The sequence below is a fragment of the Pedobacter sp. R20-19 genome (assembly GCF_000708265.2).
GTDB lineage: Bacteria > Bacteroidota > Bacteroidia > Sphingobacteriales > Sphingobacteriaceae > Pedobacter.
The window spans coordinates 153,444-174,266 of record NZ_JCKI01000008.1; the positions used below are offsets into that span (position 1 = coordinate 153,444).

Sequence of the window (20,823 nt, forward strand, 5' to 3'; positions counted from 1 at the left end):
CTATAAAACGATGTTCAGCACTTCAGCGATGTTATCAATAATATGTGTTGGGTGATAGGGTTCCAGCTCAGCACGCGTGAAAGCGCCTGTGGTTACTGCAATCACATATTTACAACCTGCATTTTGTCCTTCACGGATATCAACCTCTGTATCGCCAACCTTTGCCACTTCATCAGCTTCAGAAATACTGGCCAACTGTCTCAGTCGGTTAATCATCCCTGGATTAGGCCGCCCTTCGGCTACTTCATCCGAACAAACCAGATAATCAAACACACCTTTCTCCCGCCATTCCAGTCTTTTAATAATAACTTCGGCAATGTCTTTTGAAAAGCCAGTATTGATACCAATCTGAATGCCTGCCTTCTTTAAGGCTAACAGAGTAGACTCTGCATTTGGTAAGGCTTCCAAAAAATCAGCCTGCTGATAATATTCAATCATCAGGGTTACAAAGGTTTCATGAATCTGATCAATAAGATGTGGTGTAATCTTTAATGCATCAGCTTCATACAAGTGGAGCATTTTAGTAATCGCCACTATTTTTTTATAGCCCATTAAAGGATTAATGATGTGGTCAGGAACATCATAACCATGCTTTTTTAAGGCATTTTTAAAAGTTTGCGTAACTTTATTTTCATCTTTGACCGTGGTACCGGCCATATCGAACACTACGAGTTTAATGGACATTGCTAAATCTTTTGTTTAGCAAAATTAAACTTAGTTTATTATTACAAAACTACCTTAATGTTAAGATAAATTTAATTTTAGCTATTTTCTTCAAAGAAATAAATCACCAGCATGCTGGCTTTATCCTTTCCTGAATTTGTTGGAGTATGTGGCATGCGGCCATCGAACAACATTGAATCACCTTGCTTTAAGTGATATACCTCATCTCCGAAATAATAGTCGATGGCACCATTTAAAATAAATTTATACTCAAAGGCTTCAGTTTGAATCTGTGGCCTTTGCGCATTAGGTTCAAGTTCGAGAATCACCACATCTACAGTAGATTTTTTAATGGATTGTGTAAATATACGTTGGTAACTAAAACCCGCAGCATCTTCTTTTTCAAAATGCTCGTAATCTTCCTTTCTGCGGATGAGAAGCGGAAAATTCCTGCCATTGTATTTAATATCTTTAAAAAATACATTTAAGTCAATCTCTAAAGATTTAATAATATCAATTAGTACAATTAAGGATGGTACGGTACGGCTATTTTCAATTTGCGAAATTAATCCCTTACTTACATTCGCCCTGGAGGCCAATTCCTGCACCGTAATGTTCTTCTCACGTCGCCTGTCTTTAATCCGGTTACTGATCTGTATCAGTACATCATCTTCCATTGATCTGATTTTTGTTAAAGGCGGAAATTAGAGAATAAATTTTAGCGTGGCAAGGCTTTTAGCATATTTTAGAGATTAGCAAGAAGATCACAAAAACTTAATTCTGACCTAACATGAATTACTTTTATTTGCATTTTTTTAAGATCACATAATGGAAAAATCCTTAAGTCCGCAACTTATTGTTGATGAAGTGTTCGCTTTATATGAGGCACATGGAAATGATGATTACATTGGAGAACCCGTTTCCCAGCTTGAGCACATGTCTCAGGCAGCAAACCTTGCTCTTGCAGAAGGCTATGATGATGAAGTAATACTTGCAGCATTCTTTCATGATATTGGACATTTATGTGCAGCTGGTTCAGCAGTTGGCAGCATGGATGGAATGGGCAATTTGAATCACGAACAGATCGGAGCAGATTACCTGCTGGCACGTGGTTTCTCCACCCGTGTAGCCAAACTGGTAAACGGACACGTGATTGCAAAACGCTATCTTACCTATAAATACCCTGAATATTTTGATAAGCTTTCTCCGGCCAGCCGCGTAACTTTAGGGTTTCAGGGCGGACCCATGAACGCTTTGGAAGCAGCAGCATTTGAAACCGACCCTGATCTTGATATCACCATCCGCATGCGCTTTTGGGATGATGAAGCTAAATTAACAGAGATACCAGTAGACAACATGAATCAGCTCAAGGCTATTGCTATAGCACATTTGAGCAATCACGAATAGGCATTATTGCTTTCATGTTAAATCATTTTAATTTAATTGTATTGATTTAGTTACCAAAACTAAAAACTGTTAATAATCAGTAAACATATTTTTAAAGTTTAAATAACCTAAAATTAGTTTACAAATAATAAACAAAGTTTAGTATTGCCAAATAATCTTAACTCAAATTATTTGGCAATTATGGATGCTTTTTACCCCAATTTAAAAAGGATTGCACTCCTGGTGATGTGCTTCCTTTCTCCGCTAATTTTACTGGCACAAACCAAGATTTCCGGCGTCGTTAATGATGAGGCTAATCAGCCGCTTCCCGGTGTAAGTGTAATGATCAAAGGTTCTAAAACCGGAACAACCACTGATAATTACGGACGCTTTATCCTATCAGCAAATATCGGGCAAACACTCCAGTTTCAGTTTGTAGGCTTCATCAGCCAGGAAGCTACCATTGATCAAAATATCAACCCGATTACCATTACTTTGAAAGGGAACAATGAAACACTTAACGAAGTAGTGGTAACTGCTTTAGGTGTAAAAAAGGATAACCGCAAAATTGGCTACGCCGTTTCTACCGTACAGGGAGATGACCTTACCTTAGCCCGTGATCCCAATCCGGTAACAGGGCTCATTGGGAAAGTAGCCGGATTATCAGTAGGTCCCTCTGCCGAATTATTGGGGGCACCGAATGTAGCCATTCGTGGAAATACCATCTCTTTATATGTAGTAGATGGTTTTCCGATCAATACAGATACCTATAATATAAGTCCGGATGATATTGAAACCTATACCGTATTAAAAGGCCCTGCAGCAGCTGCGCTTTATGGAAACAGGGCATCTTATGGTGCCATTCTGATTACCACAAAAAAAGGTAACAAAAACAAAAAAGGCTTAACTATTGATGTAAATAGCAGTACTGTCATTAACAAAGGTTTTTTAGCTTTTCCAAGAGTACAGCATGCTTATGGAGCAGGTGAAAATACTTTTTATCAGTTTGTTGATGGTAAAGGTGGTGCACCGGGTGGTGTAGATGCTGATTATGATATTTGGGGGCCATACTTTAACGGACAACTAATTGCCCAGTATGATAGTCCTATTGTGAATGGTGTACGTCAGCCAACTCCCTATACAGCGCGAGGTGCAAATAATTTAACTAACTTTTTACGCACAGGGGTTCAAACGAACAACAACATCGCCTTAACCTCCAACGGCGAAAATCATACCATCCGCTTTTCTGCTTCGCAACAACACCAGGACAGTTATATTCCTGAGCAATACCTGGATATTGCCAATGCCAATATGTATGCTTCATTTAACCCAAGCCCACGCTGGAAATTTGAAGGTAACATTAACTTCAACCGTCAAACCACCGATAATTTTCCAGATGTACAATACGGACCAAACAGTTTGATTTACAACCTGGCCATTTGGACAGGTGCAGACTGGGATGTTAATGCACCAGATATTAAAGCCATCTGGCAACCTGGCAAAGAAGGGATTCAACAGCAATTTGCAGAGTATACCCGTTATCACAACCCATGGTTTATGGTGAAAGAATGGACCCGTGGTCACTATAAAACCAATACAACAGGATACCTTTTAGCGAATTACAAAATTAATACAAACCTGAATGCCACCTTACGCTCGCAGGTTGATACCTACAATATCCTGCGTACCGAGAAAATGCCTTTTTCTGCTCACCCTTACGGACGTGAAGGCAATGAGGGCGATTATCGTGAAGATCGACGCGATTTATTCGACAACAACACAGAGTTAATGTTAAATTACGATTATACCGTTAAAAAATTCATCAACATTTCTGGTTTGATCGGTGGAAACATGCGTAACATGTCTTATAATTCCAGCTGGACTTCAACCGATTACCTGAATGTTCCTGAAGTTTATGCTTTCAGTAACTCTAAAAATCCAATCCAGTCTACCAGTTTCAATTCTGGCATGCGCGTATTAAGTGCCTATTACTCATTGGATTTAAGCTTAGGCAAATATGCAACCATTTCAAGCACAGGCCGTTTAGATAAATCTTCTGCTTTTCAGGTTCCAACAACCTATTATTATCCAAGCTTATCAGTGGCAACCGTAATATCCGATTATGTTAAAATGCCAGCGTTTATCAGCTTTTTAAAAGCAAGGGCATCGTATTCTAATATTCGTTCTGATGCCACTTCTACAACCATAGGCCCTGCCCCTTTCAGTTCAATTACAGCTTTAGGTGGTAGCACTGGTGCTTCACTTTTTAATAATCCATTGGGCTATGGCACTACTTATAGTTCTCCATACAATGGCCCGGATTATTCACTAAATACTTCTTACGCTACCAGCAAACCTTATAACAGTCAAACCGCAGGTTATGCTTCTGATTATTTATATCAGAATGGGATTAAAACATCAACCCGGGTAAATTATGAGGAAGGTTTTGACATCAGGTTTCTTAAAAACAGATTAACCTTTAGCGGAACAGCTTTCCAGTATATTGATGGTCCAAGAATTTTACCAAATGCCATTTCAACGGCTACAGGTTACACCATCGAATACCTGAATGCACTTAAAACTAAGAAAACAGGATACGAAGGTTCATTAAGTGGTGATGTTTTTAAAAGAGCAGACGGCTTTAGCTGGAATATCTTAACCAATATTTCTACTTACAAAGAAGTTTACAAAGAGCTTCCTCAAGGTCAAAGCATTTATGCCACATTCTTTAAAGCAGGAGACCGTACAGATAAATTATACGGAAGCGCGTTTGTGAGAACACCTGATGGAAAAATTATCAATGATGCGGCAGGTAAACCACTGGTTAACCCAACAGCGCAGTTTCTGGGTAACGAAATTGGTAGATTTAACTGGAGTATTTACAATAAATTCCAATATAAAAACCTGAGTTTGGGAATACAGTTTGATGGTAATGTAGGTGGTGTAATTGTTGATTATATGCACAACAAAACCATGCGTGGTGGTTCTAATGCAGAAACCGCAGAAGGTGCTTTAGGTGCTGCCAGATATCAGGATTGGTCTAATTTTGGAAAGACAGGTTATAATGGAAGCTATGTTGGAGAAGGTGTTGTAATTGCAAACGGAACTTCAATTAACTACGATTCTAACACGGGCGCCGTGCTTAATTATGCTGCCTTACAATATGCTCCGAATACCCAAGTAGCCTTTGTACAGGATTATGTAAGTAAATACTATGGAGTAGATGAAGCTAACCTGATGAGTAAAACATTTACCAAGCTACGCGAAGTAACCCTTGGATATGAGTTTTCTAAAGAATTACTGGAAAAAACCTTTATCAGAAAAGCTTCATTATCCATTTATGGCAGAAATTTATTGTACTTCTACAAAGATAAACGCTTTAAGGATGTAGATCTTGATCAGTACAATTATGCAACGTCATCAACTGGTTTGCAATCGCCAACTATCCGCAGTTTTGGTATTAACCTAAACGCTTCTTTCTAACCTTGATAACACAAAAAAGATCATGAAAAAAACAGCCCATATATTCCTGCTGCCTCTGGTGCTCATCACCTTGGTAACAGGCTGTAAAAAAAGCTTTGAAGAGCTAACTCAAAACACCAATAAACCAAATGCCGTTTCTGCAGCCCTTTTGTTAAATGGCGTATTAAATAATTTACCAGACCTGCCAGATGGCTCAAAAGAAACCTATAGCCAATATTACCTGAACAATTATGATTACTATGGCAATAACCGTTATGATTTAGGTGGCGGCGATGACTATTACACTACACTTAAAAACGTAGTAGAGATGGAGCAACGTGCTGCAGCTACCGGTGGTGCCAGCATAAACCCTTATGAGGCTTTGGGTAAATTTTTTAAAGCTTACTTCTTCAGTAAAATGAGTTTAGAAATGGGCGATATCCCAATGACCCAGGCATTAAAGGGACTGGATGCATTAGAGCCTGTGTATGATTCGCAAAAAACGGTTATGCAGCAATCGCTGGCCTGGCTGGAAAGCGCCAACAGCGATCTGGATCAGTTAATTAAAAACCCGGCTAATTTTGGTACCGGTGCTGGCGCAACACTCAGTAACGATATCTATTTCAACAATGACTTAAGCAAATGGCAAAAGACGGTAAATGCATTAAGAATCAGACTATTGCTTCAGTTAAGCAAAAAAACAGGTGATACTGATTTGAATGTGGTTACGCAATTTGCAAGTATTATCGGCAACCCTACTAAGTATCCCTTAATGACGAGTAGTACAGATAACTTACAATATACTTTTGTTGCCCCAAATAATTACTATCCTCAAAACCCAAATAATTTCGGACAAAGTGGATCCAGAAAAAATTCATCAGCAACTTATATCAGTTTACTTACCCGTTTAAAAGACCCTAGGGTTTATGCCACTGCCGAACCAGCTAGAGATTTAGTGGATAATGCGAAGCAAAGCGCTACAGATTTTGCTTCTTTCGTGGGTGCAGATGCAGGCCTGGATTTAGGTGTAATGTACAATAATGCAGGTTTGCAAAAATATTCCTTCATCAACCGTAAACGTTTTTATTCTACTTATACCGGTGAGCCAAGTATACAAATCGGTTATGCAGAACTTATGTTTAACATTGCCGAAGGCATTAACAGAGGATGGGCAGCCGGAAATGCTGAAACCTATTATATTGCAGGTATAAAAGCCTCGATGAATGCTTATGGCATTCCTGAAACTGGCAACTATACGGCCTATTTTTACCGCCCGGGATCAACAGATGTAACCAACTCATCTAATTATGATACCTTCATCATCCCGGTAGATTTTAACACTTATTATAACCAGGCTACAGTAAAGTATACCGCTGGCACTACAGGCATCACACAGATTTTGCAACAGAAATACCTGGCCTTGTTCAGACATTCTGGTTTAGAATCTTACTTCACCTACCGCCGTACAGGAATCCCAACCTTTACAACGGGCCCCGGAACCGGAAATGGAAACCGAATTGCCCAACGATTTAAATATCCTTCGGCAGAACGCACCGCAAATGCTAAAAATTATCAGGCAGCCATTACCGCACAGTTTAATGGCAATGATGACATCAATGGCATCATGTGGATTTTAAAATAATAGCTGTTCAGGCAAGGCCCAACCATTGGCCTTGCCTTTACCCTCCCAACCCATCATATGAAAAAGTTAATATTAATTATTGTCTTAACCATAAGTGCAACATATTCCTTTGCACAAGCCAGAAAAACAAAAAACCTGTTGATTGTTACCCTTGATGGAATGCGCTGGCAGGAAGTATTTAGAGGGGCTGATTCTGCTATGATCAACTCCAAATACACTGAAGATAAAGATGAAGTGAGAAAAAAATACTGGACTGCCACTCTGGAAGACCGAAGAAAACTACTTTTTCCTTTTTTATGGAATACCGTAGCAAAAGATGGGCAAGTTTATGGCAACCGAGATCTAGGCAATAAAGAGGAGCTATCAAATCCTTATCGTTTTTCATACCCAGGATACAATGAAATTTTCACAGGTTTCCCTGATGTGAGGATGAATACCAATGATGCCATTGCCAATCCCAATATGAATGTGCTTGAATTTCTGAATAAACAAAAAGGCTTTGAAGGTAAAGTCATTACGTTTTCATCATGGGAACGTTTTCCACAAATTCTAAATACCGGCCGCTCTGGTCTGCCAGTATACTCTGGCTATGCAGATTTGAAAAACAATGATGCAAATGCACGATTAAAATATCTGAACGAATTTCAACATCATGTTCCGCATTATCTTGGTGATTCTACCAGATTGGATTTTATTACTTATGAATTTAGTAAGGAATATATCAAACAGTATAAACCTAGGGTCATGTATATGGCTTTTGATGAAACAGATGACATGGCACATGCGGGCAATTATAAATTTTATCTCGACCGGGCCAAACAGGAAGATGGCTATATTAAAACCCTATGGGAAATGATACAGGCAGATCCGTTTTACAAAAACAACACTACATTACTTGTCACCTGCGATCATGGTCGTGGAGATGTACCAATGGATCAATGGCGTGACCATGGCGCAAATGTTAAAGGTGCTGAAAATACCTGGTTTGCCATTCTGGGACCAGACACACCTGCAACCGGAGAATTAAAAACATCTACAACGATTTACCATAAACAACTGGCACAAACGATTTCTAATTTGTTAGGTTTTGATTTTAGAGCCGTAGCCGGACATGAGGTTGGAGATGCCATCAAAACAGTGTTTAGATAAGCGGATAGTCATCGGATGACTATGCACTAAATGCGGTGCTAAATCTTTAACCAAATAATCAAGACTTTGAACTGATGTTGAATAAAATCGTTAAACTTCATCCGATGTCGGTCCTATGTTTAAAACCTGATTGAATAAACTTCTCCGGTTTACTTCCGAACATTTCCTTAAGATTGATGGTTATGATGATGTACTAACCGAATACAGATCATGGCAAAAGAAAAGAAGAAAAAAACAACAAAGAAAAAAGGTGGCAAAAAGAAAGATAAAAAGAAAAAAGGCAGCACTAAGAAGAATAAACTTGGTGTAAAAAACTCCCTGGTAAATAATATCAATGCACGCAAAAAGAAGGGAAAATCCCGTTCGAAGAAAAAATCGAAAGTTAGCAGAAAGGCCTACAAAAAAATGAAAGAGGGCTGGAAGAAAAAATAAGCTAATTGATTGTGTTATCTTAAGCTCACGCAGAAGATAATACACCAAAGAACGATGAGATTAAATCATCACACCGACTAAAAATTTGAGATATCAAAAGGTCAATTAAAACGTAAAAACTGATAATGATTATTTTAGGCTATCTTTGTAGAAAATAAATTCGATGGCGGTATTACATAAAAAAGAAGAAAAAATTCAGGCAGTGCTGGGTAGGTTGCCTAAAAAATATACAGATGAACAATTTGTTGAAATGTTTATCAGACTGTACTCTAAAGATTGGGGTAAAATCAAATCCGCTTATATTAAACAATCTCAGGATAAAGAACCTGGATCTATAATAAATATGCCAAAGCCAGAAATTTATTTGAAACAGATTTTGGCTAACTATTTACAAAATGCAGATTCCCCAAAGGCAGCTGAAGTTAAAAAAGAAGAAGCTAAAGAACCTGTTGATGAAGTAAAAAAATCTAAAACAGCAGCAAAAAATAAGGTTGAAGTCGTAGAAGAAATTGCTGAACCTGAAAAAGTAAAGGCTCCAGCGAAAAAGAAAGCTAATGCTACAGCCGAGCCAGTTGCAGAGGTAAAGAAAACAAAAGCCCCGGCTAAGAAAAAAGTTGAGACTGCAGATGAGCCAACAGCCGAAGTAAAAAAAACTAAAACGCCGGCTAAAAAGAAAGTTGAAAAAGTAGAAAATGCCTCAACTGAAACCAAGCCAAAATCAGCAAGCAAGAAGCCTGCAGAAAAAAAATAAAAAAAATTTTCACTCACATATACTAAATCATCCTTTTGATTGTTTATGTATATGAGAGCGTTAATTTAGATTACGGGGATAGGTCGGTATGATTTATCCCCGTTCTTTTACGTTAGGATTTAAACATTCCCATAACTGTTGGATTGCCCACCATCAATAGCTATAGTTTGGCCATTCAAATAGCTGCAATCTTTACTTAATAAAAAGCAAACCACTTTAGCTACTTCCTCCGGCAATCCAAGCCTTTTAGTAGGATTTGCCTGTGCATACTCCTTCTCTGCTGCTTTGGGATCATCAGGATTTATTTGCTTAAAAGCTCCTGCAACCATTGGGGTAAGTATGGCTCCCGGTGCTATAGCGTTTGAGGTAATTCCATGCCTTGCATATTCTAAAGCAGTGTTTTTGGTCATACCAGAAACTGCATGTTTACTAGCCACATAAGGCATTTGATTCATTACGCCACGAATGCCTCCAACAGATGCCACATTAACAATTCTACCATAATTTTTTTCCTGCATATGTGGTAACACATAGCGTAAGCCGTAATAAACGCCAAGTAAATTAATATCGATCACCTTTTTAAATACATCAACATCATATTCTGTAATGGGTGCTTGTTTGCCTTCAATACCAGCATTATTATAGAACCCATCTATCTGTCCAAATTTTTCAATGGTTTCAGTTACATAAGCTTCAACCTCTTCTTCTTTTGATACATCAGCTTTAATGGTTAAAATTTCAACCTCAGGATAGTCATTTAATAAATCAGACTTTGTTTTTTGCAGGGCCTCTTCATTATAATCAACCAGCACCAGCTTTGCCCCTAAAGCAGCAGCTTCCATTGCCGTTGCCAATCCTAAACCCATTCCCGCTCCTGTAATCAGGATTACATTTTTTTCTAAAGTTTTCATGTTCTTTATTTTATAATTATAATCAAATCAATCCGCATTGCAGATTCATCTATGATCAATAAACGCTTGCTTAACGAACGCAGGGCGATGGCTAATGTTTGTCAGTAAATTTTAATAAACCGGAAAATATAGAACATCCAATTGTAACTTTCTACATTATAATTGGTATATCGGGAAAAGTCGATATATATTTGCTTTATGGATCAAGTAGAAATCTTTAAAGCCTTATCAAACAAAACCCGTTTACAGATTTTAAATTGGCTTAAAGAACCTGCCGTGAATTTTCCAGAACAACTAAATCCCGATTTTGAAAATACTGGCGTTTGTGTAGGTCAGATTCAAATGAAGGCCGGTTTATCTCAAAGTACCATTTCCGAATACCTTTCCATTTTACAGCGTGCAAATTTAGTTACCGCCACACGTGTTGGCCAATGGACATACTACAAACGCAGTGAAGAAGGAATCAAAATGTTAAATAAAATTATTAGTACAGAATTATAAAACAGAAATATATGAACACAGATAGTTTATTTAAGCCTTTTGGCTTAAAAACATTAAACACAAAAAATAGAATTGTAATGGCCCCGATGACGAGGTCTTTTTCTCCTGATGGCGTTCCAACTGATGCCGTTGCAGCATATTACGCCAAACGGGCAGCCGGAGAAGTGGGATTAATTTTATCTGAAGGAACAGTAATTAATCGCCCGTCATCGTCTGCAGATCCAAATATTCCACATTTTTATGGCGATCAGGCATTGGCTGGCTGGCAAAAAGTGATTAATGACGTTCATGCCGCTGGCGCACAAATGGGACCTCAGATCTGGCACCAGGGCATCATGGAGAACCATGCATCAGGCTGGACACCTAGTACACCTTTCGAAGGCCCGTCTGCTTTACAAAGAGCTGGTTTTGAAAACGGTGTTCCTATGACTGATGCTGCAATTGCAGATACCATCGCCGCTTTTGGTCAGGCTGCAGCTGATGCCAAGGCTTTAGGTTTTGATACGGTAGAGATTCATGGTGCACACCAATACTTAATTGATCAGTTTTTCTGGGATGCCACCAATAACCGTACAGATATTTATGGGGGTAAAACCCTTGCTGAACGTACGCGTTTCGCTGTTGAAGTAATTAAGGAAGTTCGTAAACGCGTAGGTGAAGATTTTGCTTTAATTATTCGTTTATCACAATTTAAACCTGCTGCTTATGATTTCAAATTAGCCAAGAATGAAGCCGAAATGGAGCAATGGTTAACGCCATTAGTAGATGCCGGAGTTGACATTTTGCATTGTTCACAACGTCGTTTCTGGGAACCAGAATTTGAAGGATCTGATTTAAACTTTGCCGGATGGGCGAAAAAAATAACCGGTAAAACCACTATATCAGTAGGTTCTGTTGGTTTAGATGGTGATTTCTTTGGTGCATTTGCCGGACAAAGTTCTCAACCAAGCTCATTAGATGAATTGGTCCGCAGAATGGATCGTGGCGATTTTGATTTAATTGCTGTTGGCCGTCCATTATTATCCGATGCAAACTGGGTAGAGAAAATAAAAAATAACCGTACAGATGAATTGAAGGGCTTTAGTAAAGAGGCTTTAGCTCAATTGGTATAAGTTCTTCTATTATAAGGCAGAAAGCACCTCAGAAACGGGGTGCTTTTTTATTTTATTGTCATTGCGAGGCACGAAGCAACTGTTAGTGAGATTGCTTCGTGCGTCGCAATGACGACTCTTTTAAAGATTTTTATTAAATTCACTTCTCAAAATCAAGCATCTCATCATGTCAAATATCTCCCTAATAATAGAAGAACGTCCGGCCAATATTGGCAATTTTATGGTGGGCAGGTTATTGCCATTTAGAGAAAAGCGAATGGTTGGCCCTTTTGCATTCATCGACCATATGGGACCAGTAGCCATGAGCGATCATGAAAATTTAGATGTACCACCACATCCACACATTGGTTTATCTACACTCACCTTTCTTTTTGAAGGGGAGATTGAACACCGCGATAGCATGGGTACAGATGTCATCATTAAACCTGGTCAGGTAAACTGGATGACATCTGGAAGCGGCATCGTACATTCTGAAAGAACACCCGCATATCTTCGCCAGACGGACAAAATGCTTCATGGCTTACAAATTTGGGTGGCCTTGCCCAAAGGGCTGGAACAAATGGAGCCAGAATTTTTTCATGTGGAAGAAACCGACATCCCGAGTTGGGAGCAGGATGGTGTAAATATAAAATTGATCGCTGGAGAAGCATTTGGTAAAAAATCGCCAGTTCCGGTTTATTCTCCACTTTATTTTATCGAAATCAAAAGCAATAAAAGGCAAAAGCTGAATATCGGAGATAATTTATTTGGTGAAAGTGCTCTTTATATTTTAGAAGGCGGTATTGAAAGCGATGGACATTTATTTGAACCACGACTTATTTTAATTGCCAACGATGCTAAACTTTGTGAGTTTACCATGCTGGAGAATACGACGGTTTACATTTTTGGCGGTGAGCCTTTTCCTGAAGAAAGATTTATTTACTGGAATTTTGTGGCTTCGGACAAAGCTTTAATTGAACAGGCAAAGCACAATTGGTTAGACCAAAACTTTAAACCTGTTCCCGGTGAAACCGAATTTGTTCCTTTACCCAATCAAAATCCCTATTTGAAAAAATAACTTACGGAAATCCTTTTATAGCCGTCCTCCTGAATTCATTTCAGGATCTTCTTTTGAAGAGATTAGGACGAGAGATTGCTTCCCCGAAAGGTCGGGGCAGGCTGTCGTGCCTCCTCGCAATAATGACAATTCATTTGATCGTCCTCCTGAACTTGATTCAGGATCTTTTTTTTGAAGAGTTTATGTAGGGGATTGCTGCGTTATTCCTCCCCGCAATGAGGATAGATCATCTGATATTATTCTTCCAACAAAGCCTGTCTGATTTTTTCAGCAGCTTCAGCCAGCTCTTCCTGAGTTGGGCTTAATTTTTCTTTACTAAAGTTCATATCGCTCACATTATTCATGGGAATCAAATGAATATGCGCATGTGGAACTTCCAAACCGATTACCGAAACGCCTACTTTTTTACAAGGAAAGGCTGTTTTCACACCTTTTGCTACAATTTTAGCGAACATCCAAAGACCAACAAAAAGGTCTTCATCCATATCAAAAATGTAATCCACTTCAATTTTTGGAATCACTAAAACATGGCCAGCAGTTAAAGGCTGAACATCCAGAAACGCTAAATACTCTACTGTTTCAGCTACAACATGTGCGTTGATTTCGCCAGCAACGATTTTTGAAAAGACGGTCATAAGTAAGTTGTAGGTTGTGAGTTATAAGTTACAGGTCTGGTCTTACAACCTGCAACCTATAACTCGTAACATTTTTATCTTGATATTTCTAAAACTTCAAACTGCATTTTACCTGCAGGCACTTCAATTTCAGCAAATTCACCAACAGATTTACCCAATAAACCTTGAGCTATTGGAGATTTCACGGAAATTTTTCCAGTTTTTAAATCTGCTTCAGTTTCAGCAACTAATTGATAAGTCATGGTTGCACCATTCTTTACATTTTTGATCTTTACGATAGACAGTGCCAATACTTTTGTTAAATCTAGTTTTGATTCATCAATTAAACGGGCATTCGCCAGTGTATTTTTTAATTTGGAAATTTTCGCTTCATGCAAACCCTGAGCCTCTTTTGCGGCATCATATTCTGCATTCTCCGATAAATCACCTTTATCTCTTGCTTCAGCAATTGCTTTAGATATTAGCTGACGCCCTGTGGTTGTTAGATAATGAACTTCCTCTTTTAATTTATCTAACCCCTCTTGTGTATAGTACGTTACCTCTGTCATTGCTCTATTAATTTTTTTTCAAACGCTATAAAAAACAAACAAGACTACATAGTTGGTTACTACATAGTCTTGCTTCAATTATAACGAAGATAAAATCTGAAAATTACAAATGCAAATAAATGCACATGATTTTTGTGATTTAACGATTTACAAGATGCTGTTATGACGTTGATAACATATTTGAGCAACATATCGCATATTTGAATCTAAGCATTCTTTCATTCAATAATTCATCCATTATTTTTTACTTTTAGCTCAAATTATTCAAAAAATGAAAAAGTTATTCTCACTAGCCCTCTTATGGGGTATAAGCTGTTACACCATTTCTGCCCAAGAGCTTTATATGCCAAGAAATATCAAGGCTGCTTATCAAAAAGGAACACGGTCTATTACTGGCCAACCAGGCCCTAATTACTGGCAAAACCATGGTCAGTACAATATGGATATCAAGGTAGATGCAGAAACGAAAATAGTAAGCGGACAGGAGGAGATATTATATAGTAACAACAGTACTGATACGTTAAATGTGTTAGCTATTCGTTTCGTAAATAATCTGCACAAACCTACCTCACCAAGAAGCGGTGCGGTTAGCGAAGATTTTTTATCCAGCGGTTTAAATATTACCTCTTTTGTTGTTGATGGAGAAACTTATAAGGTAGACAGTAAAAGCTGGGGAACAGTTGGAAACGTAAAATTGAAAAAGCCATTAAACCCCAAATCGAAAATTACCGTAAAAATTCAGTGGGATTACCCGTTATCAAAAGAAAGCGGCCGTGAGGGACAAATTGACCCGAATTCATTTTTCGTAGCCTACAGTTATCCCCGTATTTCGGTATATGATGATTACAATGGCTGGGATCGGATTCCCCACACAGACAGGGCAGAGTTTTACAATGATTTTAATGATTATATTTTTTCTGTTAAAGCACCAAAGAATTATGTTGTCTATGCCACTGGCGATTTTTTAAATCCTGATGAAGTGCTTCAGCCAGAAATTGCTGCACGTTTAAAAAAATCATACGACACGGATGAAGTGGTACATATTGCTACCGCAGAAGAACTAAAAGATGGAAAAGTAACTGCTCAAAAAGATTGGAACACCTGGAAATTTAAAGCTGATCATATTACTGATGTTACATTTGCATTGAGCAATCATTATGTTTGGGATGGCGGAAGCGTAATTGTTGATACCAAAACAGGCCGCAGAGCCAGTGCGCAGGCAGCTTACAACCCAACTACCGGCAAAGATTTTATAAATTCGGTAAAATACAACATTAATGCCCTATCGTGGTTTTCGAATAACTGGCCTGGCATTCCATATCCTTATTTAAAAACCATCGCTTTCCAGGGCTTTGCGGACATGGAGTTTCCAATGATGGTGAATGATTCCAACTTTGGCGATCCGGTTTTTGCCCAATTGGTTCAGGATCATGAAGTGGCACACACCTATTTCCCTTTCTACATGGGCATTAATGAAACCCGCTACGCTTACATGGATGAAGGTTGGGCAACTACCTTTGAATATTTGATTGGCATTGCAGAACATGGGAAACAGGCGGCAGATGATTTTTACAAAAAGTTCAGGGTAAATAACTACATCAATGACAAATCAGCGGAAGAAGATCAGCCCGTAATTTCTATGTCTGATCAGGTTTCAGGCGCAGGATATGGTAATAATTCTTACGGCAAGGCATCATTATCTTACCTGGCATTAAAAGATATGCTGGGTGATGTTCTTTTTAAGAAAGCATTGCACCATTATATGAATACCTGGAATGGTAAACATCCTATTCCATGGGATTATTTTAATTCGATGAATGCAGGCGCTGGTCAAAACTTAAATTGGTTTTTCCAAAATTGGTTTTTCACCAACAATTATTTGGATTTAGCTATTGGAAAAGTTGCCGCAGCTAAAGGAAAATCGTTGGTTACTGTTAAAAATGTTGGGGGCTTTGCCATTCCTTTTGATGTAGTGGTAATTTATGCTGATGGTAAAAAAGAAACCCTTCATCAAACACCTGCTGTATGGAAAGTCAATCAAAAAGAAGCGGTGATCAATATCCCGTCAGCAAAGAAAATTACATCGGTTACTTTAGATAATGGTATTTATGTAGATGCAACACCAAAAGATAATGTTTATGTTGTAAAATAGTTGACAATTAAGGTTGGCAGTTTTCAATTTGCAAACTGCCAACTTTCTATTCTCTATTTCCTGTTCCCTATTCTCTGTTTAAAGGTTAACCGTTCTCCGCTTTAAAAGTCGCTTCGTGTTTAACAGGAAAATTAAGTGAATTGGCGATGAAACACATTTTATTGGCTTCTTGATGTAATGATTCTGCAAGTTCAAAATGAGCCTTATCGGCAATTAAAACCTGAGGATTTAAGGTTACTTCTTTAAACTTCCCACTCCCATCTACCAGTTCCTCCATGGTTCCAACGGCCTTATCCTTATAATCTATTACTACAATTTCATTTTTCGAGCACAGGTGCAAATACCAAAGCATATGGCAACTGGAAATGGAAGATAAAAGCAGATCTTCAGGATTATATTTGGCCTTATCACCCAGAAAGGCAGAATCTGATGAACCTAAAATATCGGCTTTGCCATCAACTGATATAGTATAATCGCGATCGTATGATCTATAATCCATTGTTCCGGAACCTTTATTTCCAGTCCATGTAATTGTTGTTGAATATAAATGATCTTTCGGCATGATATAATTTATTTAGATTTTATAACTCAATTTATGAATTTTGGTCTGAATTCTTGAACAAGAATCCAAACTGTTTTTAATATGTATATTGATCTCATTTGTAATCAGTATGAGAGAAAACAGCAATTTTATCGTCTCAACTATTACCTTACTTCAAATCTACTTACGAAAACCCCTGCAACTTATCTGCAAGTACTTCCGAAATCTTCCGGTAAGAATCAAAAGTCCATCCGCCTACATGCGGAGTTAAAATAATCTTTTCATTCGCTTTTAATTCATCATACCAATCTTGTTCGCCTAATGCAGGAAACTTTTCTGTTTGCAACACATCTAAACCAGCGCCTAAAATTTTACCAGATTTAATGGCATTTAAAACAGCTTTTGTACTTACTATCTCTCCCCTCGCCGTATTGATAAAAAAAATTGGTTTTTTAAAATGGAAAAAATATTCATCATCAACCATTTGCCTGGTTTCTGCAGTGAGTGGAATGTGCAAGCTTAACACATCACTATGTTTTACAATCTCTTCCATACTTACCTCACGAGCAAAAGCATCACTAAAGCCTGTTTTATATTTATCATAAGCCATTACATCTACTTCAAAGCCTGCAAGTTTTTTAGCAAAACTTTGCCCCATAAAGCCATAACCTATAATCCCTACCTTTTTACCCTTCAACTCATAACCCCGATTGCCTTCACGATCCCAAATTCCATTTCTAATTTCCTGATCAGCCTTGCGGAAATTATTCATTAATGATAATAACAATCCGGTAGCATGTTCTCCAACAGCATCACAATTTCCTTCAGGAGCATTAATCAGTTCAATATTTCTTTCAAATGCGATTTTATCATCAATATTATCTAAACCAGCACCTGCTCTGGCCACAAACTTTAAATTGGGCGCAGCCGCAAAAACCTCAGCATCAATTCTAAACTTGGTACGCACGGCAATACCTACATAATCCTTAATTTTCTCTAACGTTTGCTGCCGTGTAATTTGCGGCTCATCATCAACCACATAACCCATTGCAATAGCCCGCTCCTTAAAAACAGGATGTAAATCATCAACGATTAATATTTTCTTCATTTGTAAATTTTATTTTCGACGTTTTGGAGATCAAACAAAAGTAACATTTTATAAAAGGCTTCCGCATCTCAAAATCCCTTATTTATTTAAGTTTGCCAGCATCATTAAGACTCACAAAAATATTACTATAAAACCGCTGTAATAAAATAGTTACGCCATGCTTATTAAACTTAGTTGCTGTTACTTTGTCTCCCTTTACAACACACACACAAATTTTAATTTTTAATGAGACTTTTACAATTACGAACATTACCTATAATCCTCCTCCTTTTAAGTTTAACTTTTAATCTTTTTGCCCAAACTGGTAGCAAAGCAAAAATTATCGGCGTATTAAAAGATGCCAAAACTCAAGAAACCATCCCTTTTGCCACGGCTGTTTTAATAGACAAGACAACAGCAAAGAACGTGAAGATAGCACAGACCGATCTGAACGGAGCTTTTGTAATGTCCGATTTACCTAAAGGAAATTTTACCTTTAAAATCAGCTTCGTTGGCTATCAAACTATGGTGAGAGACAATATTGCCATTACCGCAGCAACAGGCACTTTAAACTTCGGCGACATTAAAATGAATGCAGCCAAAGGCAATATTTTAAGTGAGGTGACCGTAACAGGCCAGAAACAGGGTATGCAGATGGGAATTGACAAGAAAATATTTTCAGTAGATCAGAGTGTGATTAGTGAAGGTGGTTCAGCTACTGATTTATTGCAAAATGTTCCCTCCGTTTCTACTGATATGGATGGCAATGTGAGTTTACGTGGTTCTACAGGTGTAAAGGTTTTAATTGATGGTAAACCTTCACTAATTGCAGGCGGAAATGTAGCGCAGATTTTAGCTTCCATTCCGGCAAGTTCAATAGAAAGTGTAGAGGTAATCACTAATCCTTCAGCTAAATATGATGCAGAAGGTCAGTCGGGCATTATCAACATTGTTTTAAAGAAAAACACCAAATTAGGTTTTAATGGTTCAGCAGCCATTACTGCAGGTAACCGTGATAATTATAATGCCAATACCAATTTAAGTTTTCAAAACAGTAAAGTTAACATTTATGGAAACTACAGTTATCGTTATGGAAACCGTGTTGGAGGAGGTTATCAGGACATTACCTATAAATCAGACTCGGCAAGAACGGCCTTTACCAATCAGGCAACCACTTCAAATACTTTGGAGAAAGGGCATAATGCCAAGGCTGGGTTAGATTATTATCTGGCGCCTAAAAGCGTGATCAGTTTATCAGGTGGTTTCAATTCAAGAGAAAACGAGCGAAATGAATTATTGGATATCAGACAATTGAACCGTGTACAAACACCTGTTTCTTTGAGCAACAGAACCAATTTAAATGATGGCTATGGAAGTAGTTATGATTTAAATTTGGATTACGTACAGAAGTTTAAAAAACCTAAAGAAGAATTGACTTTTAATTTTGGTTATTCAAACGGAGATAACAATAATGATCAAACTTATAGTACCACTACAACCAATAGAAACAATGTTCCGATTAACGAAAACTTAAGCTTGCAACGTGTTTTTAATAGGGGTGATAACTCCAACTATAATATCCAAACAGATTATAGCGTACCTGTTGGCAAAGTGGGTAAAGTGGAAGTAGGCTACCGCAGCCAGATTCGCTTAGCTGACAACAACCAATACGCAGATTCTATTTTAACAAACACCAGCGTTTATATAGAAAACAACAAACTAATCAATAATTTTAATAGCAAAGACCAGGTGCATGCCCTTTATGTGAACTATCAGAATCAAATTAAAGATTTTGGGTATCAATTGGGTTTAAGAGCAGAAGATGCCCGTTTGGATACGCATTTAGATGGCTACACCAATAATGTACTAACTTCAAGCGAAGGAAATATTCACTATAAAAGATTATATCCAAGTGTATTTTTAACGCAAAAGCTAAAAGGTGATAACCAGGTTCAGCTCAGCTATACCCGCCGTGTAAATCGTCCACGCCCATGGGATACCAATCCATTTTTGGATGTATCAGATCCATTTAACTACAGAGGTGGTAATCCGAATTTATTACCGGAAGACGTACATTCCTTTGAGTTAGGCTACAGCAAATACTGGAAAAAAGTAACCTTAACATCCAGCTTATATTTCCGCCAAACCAATGATGTGATTCAACGGGTAAGAAGCTCACCGGTTAATGGTATTATCACTTCAACGCCTCAAAACTTATCACGCCAGATTAACAGCGGTTTAGAATTAATTGGTCGTTTTGATTTGGTAAAGGCCTTAAACTTCACCACCAACGTAAACCTTTACCAGGCAAAATTTGATGGAGATGCCCGATTTGACATCCCCACCAGCAGTGGCTTTAGCTGGAATGCCAATTTAACAGCAAACTTAACGGTTGTTAAAAATTTATCAGTACAGGTTCGTGGTGATTATCGTGCACCGGAAGTAATGGCACAAGGTAAACGTAACGCCATGTATGGCATTGATGGTGGTGCGAAATATGACTTCCCGAACAAAAAATCATCATTGAGTTTTAACGTGAGAGACATATTTAATACCAGAAGATGGAGCATGACTACTGAAGACAAATTTACAATTGTAGATTTTCAGCGCCAGATGCAGGGAACAATGGGAAATTTAACCTACTCTTACCGATTTGGAAAAACTACATTTAGCAATGTAAAAAAACAGAAAAAAGATGAACAGCAGGATAACCGACCTGATGAAGGTTCATTCTAAATAATAGCAAGGCGTTTCGAATATCGGAACGCCTTTTTTGTTTAATTACATCTTGTAA

The 20,823-nt window shown here is 38.0% G+C and carries 18 protein-coding genes; 11 read left to right on the top strand and 7 right to left on the bottom strand.

Annotated features, from left to right (window positions below):
• Both AN34_RS17525 and AN34_RS17530 read right to left on the bottom strand, forming a co-directional pair.
• Complete coding sequence (locus tag AN34_RS17525) at positions 1 to 684, bottom strand: HAD-IA family hydrolase (RefSeq protein WP_029287541.1); 684 nt, start codon at positions 682 to 684, stop codon at positions 1 to 3.
• 77 nt (positions 685 to 761) lie between these two features.
• Positions 762 to 1,340, bottom strand: coding sequence for a helix-turn-helix domain-containing protein (locus AN34_RS17530; RefSeq protein WP_029287543.1), 579 nt, complete (start codon positions 1,338 to 1,340; stop codon positions 762 to 764).
• A 151-nt stretch (positions 1,341 to 1,491) separates the two neighbouring features.
• Here AN34_RS17530 and AN34_RS17535 point away from each other — a divergent pair, with 151 nt between their 5' ends.
• The 6 genes from AN34_RS17535 (at position 1,492) to AN34_RS21805 (ending at position 9,485) form a co-directional block, all read left to right on the top strand.
• Positions 1,492 to 2,070 carry an HD domain-containing protein gene (locus AN34_RS17535; RefSeq protein ID WP_029287545.1) on the top strand — a complete coding sequence of 193 codons (579 nt, stop codon included), beginning with the start codon at positions 1,492 to 1,494 and terminating at the stop codon, positions 2,068 to 2,070.
• Positions 2,071 to 2,250: 180 nt separating this feature from the next.
• On the top strand, positions 2,251 to 5,532 hold the full coding sequence (locus AN34_RS17540; protein WP_029287547.1) for a SusC/RagA family TonB-linked outer membrane protein: 3,282 nt from the start codon (positions 2,251 to 2,253) through the stop codon (positions 5,530 to 5,532).
• A 22-nt stretch (positions 5,533 to 5,554) separates the two neighbouring features.
• Positions 5,555 to 7,153: a SusD/RagB family nutrient-binding outer membrane lipoprotein gene (locus tag AN34_RS17545; protein WP_029287549.1), complete on the top strand. Its 1,599-nt coding sequence runs from the start codon at positions 5,555 to 5,557 to the stop codon at positions 7,151 to 7,153.
• A gap of 57 nt (positions 7,154 to 7,210) precedes the next feature.
• Positions 7,211 to 8,302, top strand: coding sequence for an alkaline phosphatase family protein (locus tag AN34_RS17550; RefSeq protein ID WP_029287551.1), 1,092 nt, complete (start codon positions 7,211 to 7,213; stop codon positions 8,300 to 8,302).
• Positions 8,303 to 8,512: 210 nt separating this feature from the next.
• Entirely contained in the window at positions 8,513 to 8,734 is a 222-nt protein-coding gene (locus AN34_RS17555) for a hypothetical protein (protein ID WP_029287553.1), read from the top strand.
• A 163-nt stretch (positions 8,735 to 8,897) separates the two neighbouring features.
• Positions 8,898 to 9,485: a hypothetical protein gene (locus AN34_RS21805; protein ID WP_197285556.1), complete on the top strand. Its 588-nt coding sequence runs from the start codon at positions 8,898 to 8,900 to the stop codon at positions 9,483 to 9,485.
• A gap of 119 nt (positions 9,486 to 9,604) precedes the next feature.
• Here AN34_RS21805 and AN34_RS17565 read toward each other — a convergent pair whose 3' ends face one another.
• Positions 9,605 to 10,396, bottom strand: a complete 792-nt coding sequence (locus AN34_RS17565; RefSeq protein WP_029287556.1) for a glucose 1-dehydrogenase — start codon at positions 10,394 to 10,396, stop codon at positions 9,605 to 9,607.
• 198 nt (positions 10,397 to 10,594) lie between these two features.
• Here AN34_RS17565 and AN34_RS17570 point away from each other — a divergent pair, with 198 nt between their 5' ends.
• The 3 genes from AN34_RS17570 to AN34_RS17580 all read left to right on the top strand — a co-directional run bounded on the left by AN34_RS17570 (position 10,595) and on the right by AN34_RS17580 (position 13,066).
• Positions 10,595 to 10,897 (top strand): helix-turn-helix transcriptional regulator, encoded by a 303-nt coding sequence (locus AN34_RS17570; RefSeq protein WP_029287558.1) that lies wholly within the window; start codon positions 10,595 to 10,597, stop codon positions 10,895 to 10,897.
• A gap of 11 nt (positions 10,898 to 10,908) precedes the next feature.
• On the top strand, positions 10,909 to 12,009 hold the full coding sequence (locus AN34_RS17575; RefSeq protein ID WP_029287560.1) for an NADH:flavin oxidoreductase: 1,101 nt from the start codon (positions 10,909 to 10,911) through the stop codon (positions 12,007 to 12,009).
• 166 nt (positions 12,010 to 12,175) lie between these two features.
• A complete protein-coding gene (locus AN34_RS17580; protein ID WP_029287562.1) occupies positions 12,176 to 13,066 on the top strand; it encodes a pirin family protein in 891 nt (296 codons plus the stop codon).
• A 236-nt stretch (positions 13,067 to 13,302) separates the two neighbouring features.
• Here AN34_RS17580 and AN34_RS17585 read toward each other — a convergent pair whose 3' ends face one another.
• The gene (locus tag AN34_RS17585; protein WP_029287564.1) at positions 13,303 to 13,701 is read right to left on the bottom strand and encodes an HIT family protein; all 399 of its coding nucleotides are present in this window, start codon (positions 13,699 to 13,701) and stop codon (positions 13,303 to 13,305) included.
• 74 nt (positions 13,702 to 13,775) lie between these two features.
• On the bottom strand, positions 13,776 to 14,249 hold the full coding sequence (gene greA, locus AN34_RS17590; RefSeq protein WP_029287566.1) for a transcription elongation factor GreA: 474 nt from the start codon (positions 14,247 to 14,249) through the stop codon (positions 13,776 to 13,778).
• Positions 14,250 to 14,520: 271 nt separating this feature from the next.
• Here greA and AN34_RS17595 point away from each other — a divergent pair, with 271 nt between their 5' ends.
• A complete protein-coding gene (locus AN34_RS17595; protein ID WP_029287568.1) occupies positions 14,521 to 16,401 on the top strand; it encodes a M1 family metallopeptidase in 1,881 nt (626 codons plus the stop codon).
• Between the two features lie 85 nt (positions 16,402 to 16,486).
• On the opposite strand, the gene AN34_RS17600 is transcribed toward AN34_RS17595, so the two are convergent.
• Together AN34_RS17600 and AN34_RS17605 are read right to left on the bottom strand one after the other, a co-directional pair.
• The gene (locus AN34_RS17600; RefSeq protein WP_029287570.1) at positions 16,487 to 16,963 is read right to left on the bottom strand and encodes an OsmC family protein; all 477 of its coding nucleotides are present in this window, start codon (positions 16,961 to 16,963) and stop codon (positions 16,487 to 16,489) included.
• A gap of 163 nt (positions 16,964 to 17,126) precedes the next feature.
• Positions 17,127 to 18,050 carry a 2-hydroxyacid dehydrogenase gene (locus AN34_RS17605; protein ID WP_029287572.1) on the bottom strand — a complete coding sequence of 308 codons (924 nt, stop codon included), beginning with the start codon at positions 18,048 to 18,050 and terminating at the stop codon, positions 17,127 to 17,129.
• Between the two features lie 225 nt (positions 18,051 to 18,275).
• Between AN34_RS17605 and AN34_RS17610 the strand changes: the two genes are divergently transcribed.
• Entirely contained in the window at positions 18,276 to 20,765 is a 2,490-nt protein-coding gene (locus AN34_RS17610; protein ID WP_029287575.1) for an outer membrane beta-barrel family protein, read from the top strand.
• The last annotated feature ends 58 nt before the right edge of the window (positions 20,766 to 20,823 follow it).

Bases quoted from the DNA above. Each gene is read 5' to 3' on its own strand.
- AN34_RS17525 (WP_029287541.1), bottom strand. From the start codon at position 684: ATGTCCATTAAACTCGTAGTGTTCGATATGGCCGGTACCACGGTCAAA.
- AN34_RS17530 (WP_029287543.1), bottom strand. From the start codon at position 1,340: ATGGAAGATGATGTACTGATACAGATCAGTAACCGGATTAAAGACAGG.
- AN34_RS17535 (WP_029287545.1), top strand. From the start codon at position 1,492: ATGGAAAAATCCTTAAGTCCGCAACTTATTGTTGATGAAGTGTTCGCT.
- AN34_RS17540 (WP_029287547.1), top strand. From the start codon at position 2,251: ATGGATGCTTTTTACCCCAATTTAAAAAGGATTGCACTCCTGGTGATG.
- AN34_RS17545 (WP_029287549.1), top strand. From the start codon at position 5,555: ATGAAAAAAACAGCCCATATATTCCTGCTGCCTCTGGTGCTCATCACC.
- AN34_RS17550 (WP_029287551.1), top strand. From the start codon at position 7,211: ATGAAAAAGTTAATATTAATTATTGTCTTAACCATAAGTGCAACATAT.
- AN34_RS17555 (WP_029287553.1), top strand. From the start codon at position 8,513: ATGGCAAAAGAAAAGAAGAAAAAAACAACAAAGAAAAAAGGTGGCAAA.
- AN34_RS21805 (WP_197285556.1), top strand. From the start codon at position 8,898: ATGGCGGTATTACATAAAAAAGAAGAAAAAATTCAGGCAGTGCTGGGT.
- AN34_RS17565 (WP_029287556.1), bottom strand. From the start codon at position 10,396: ATGAAAACTTTAGAAAAAAATGTAATCCTGATTACAGGAGCGGGAATG.
- AN34_RS17570 (WP_029287558.1), top strand. From the start codon at position 10,595: ATGGATCAAGTAGAAATCTTTAAAGCCTTATCAAACAAAACCCGTTTA.
- AN34_RS17575 (WP_029287560.1), top strand. From the start codon at position 10,909: ATGAACACAGATAGTTTATTTAAGCCTTTTGGCTTAAAAACATTAAAC.
- AN34_RS17580 (WP_029287562.1), top strand. From the start codon at position 12,176: ATGTCAAATATCTCCCTAATAATAGAAGAACGTCCGGCCAATATTGGC.
- AN34_RS17585 (WP_029287564.1), bottom strand. From the start codon at position 13,701: ATGACCGTCTTTTCAAAAATCGTTGCTGGCGAAATCAACGCACATGTT.
- greA (WP_029287566.1), bottom strand. From the start codon at position 14,249: ATGACAGAGGTAACGTACTATACACAAGAGGGGTTAGATAAATTAAAA.
- AN34_RS17595 (WP_029287568.1), top strand. From the start codon at position 14,521: ATGAAAAAGTTATTCTCACTAGCCCTCTTATGGGGTATAAGCTGTTAC.
- AN34_RS17600 (WP_029287570.1), bottom strand. From the start codon at position 16,963: ATGCCGAAAGATCATTTATATTCAACAACAATTACATGGACTGGAAAT.
- AN34_RS17605 (WP_029287572.1), bottom strand. From the start codon at position 18,050: ATGAAGAAAATATTAATCGTTGATGATTTACATCCTGTTTTTAAGGAG.
- AN34_RS17610 (WP_029287575.1), top strand. From the start codon at position 18,276: ATGAGACTTTTACAATTACGAACATTACCTATAATCCTCCTCCTTTTA.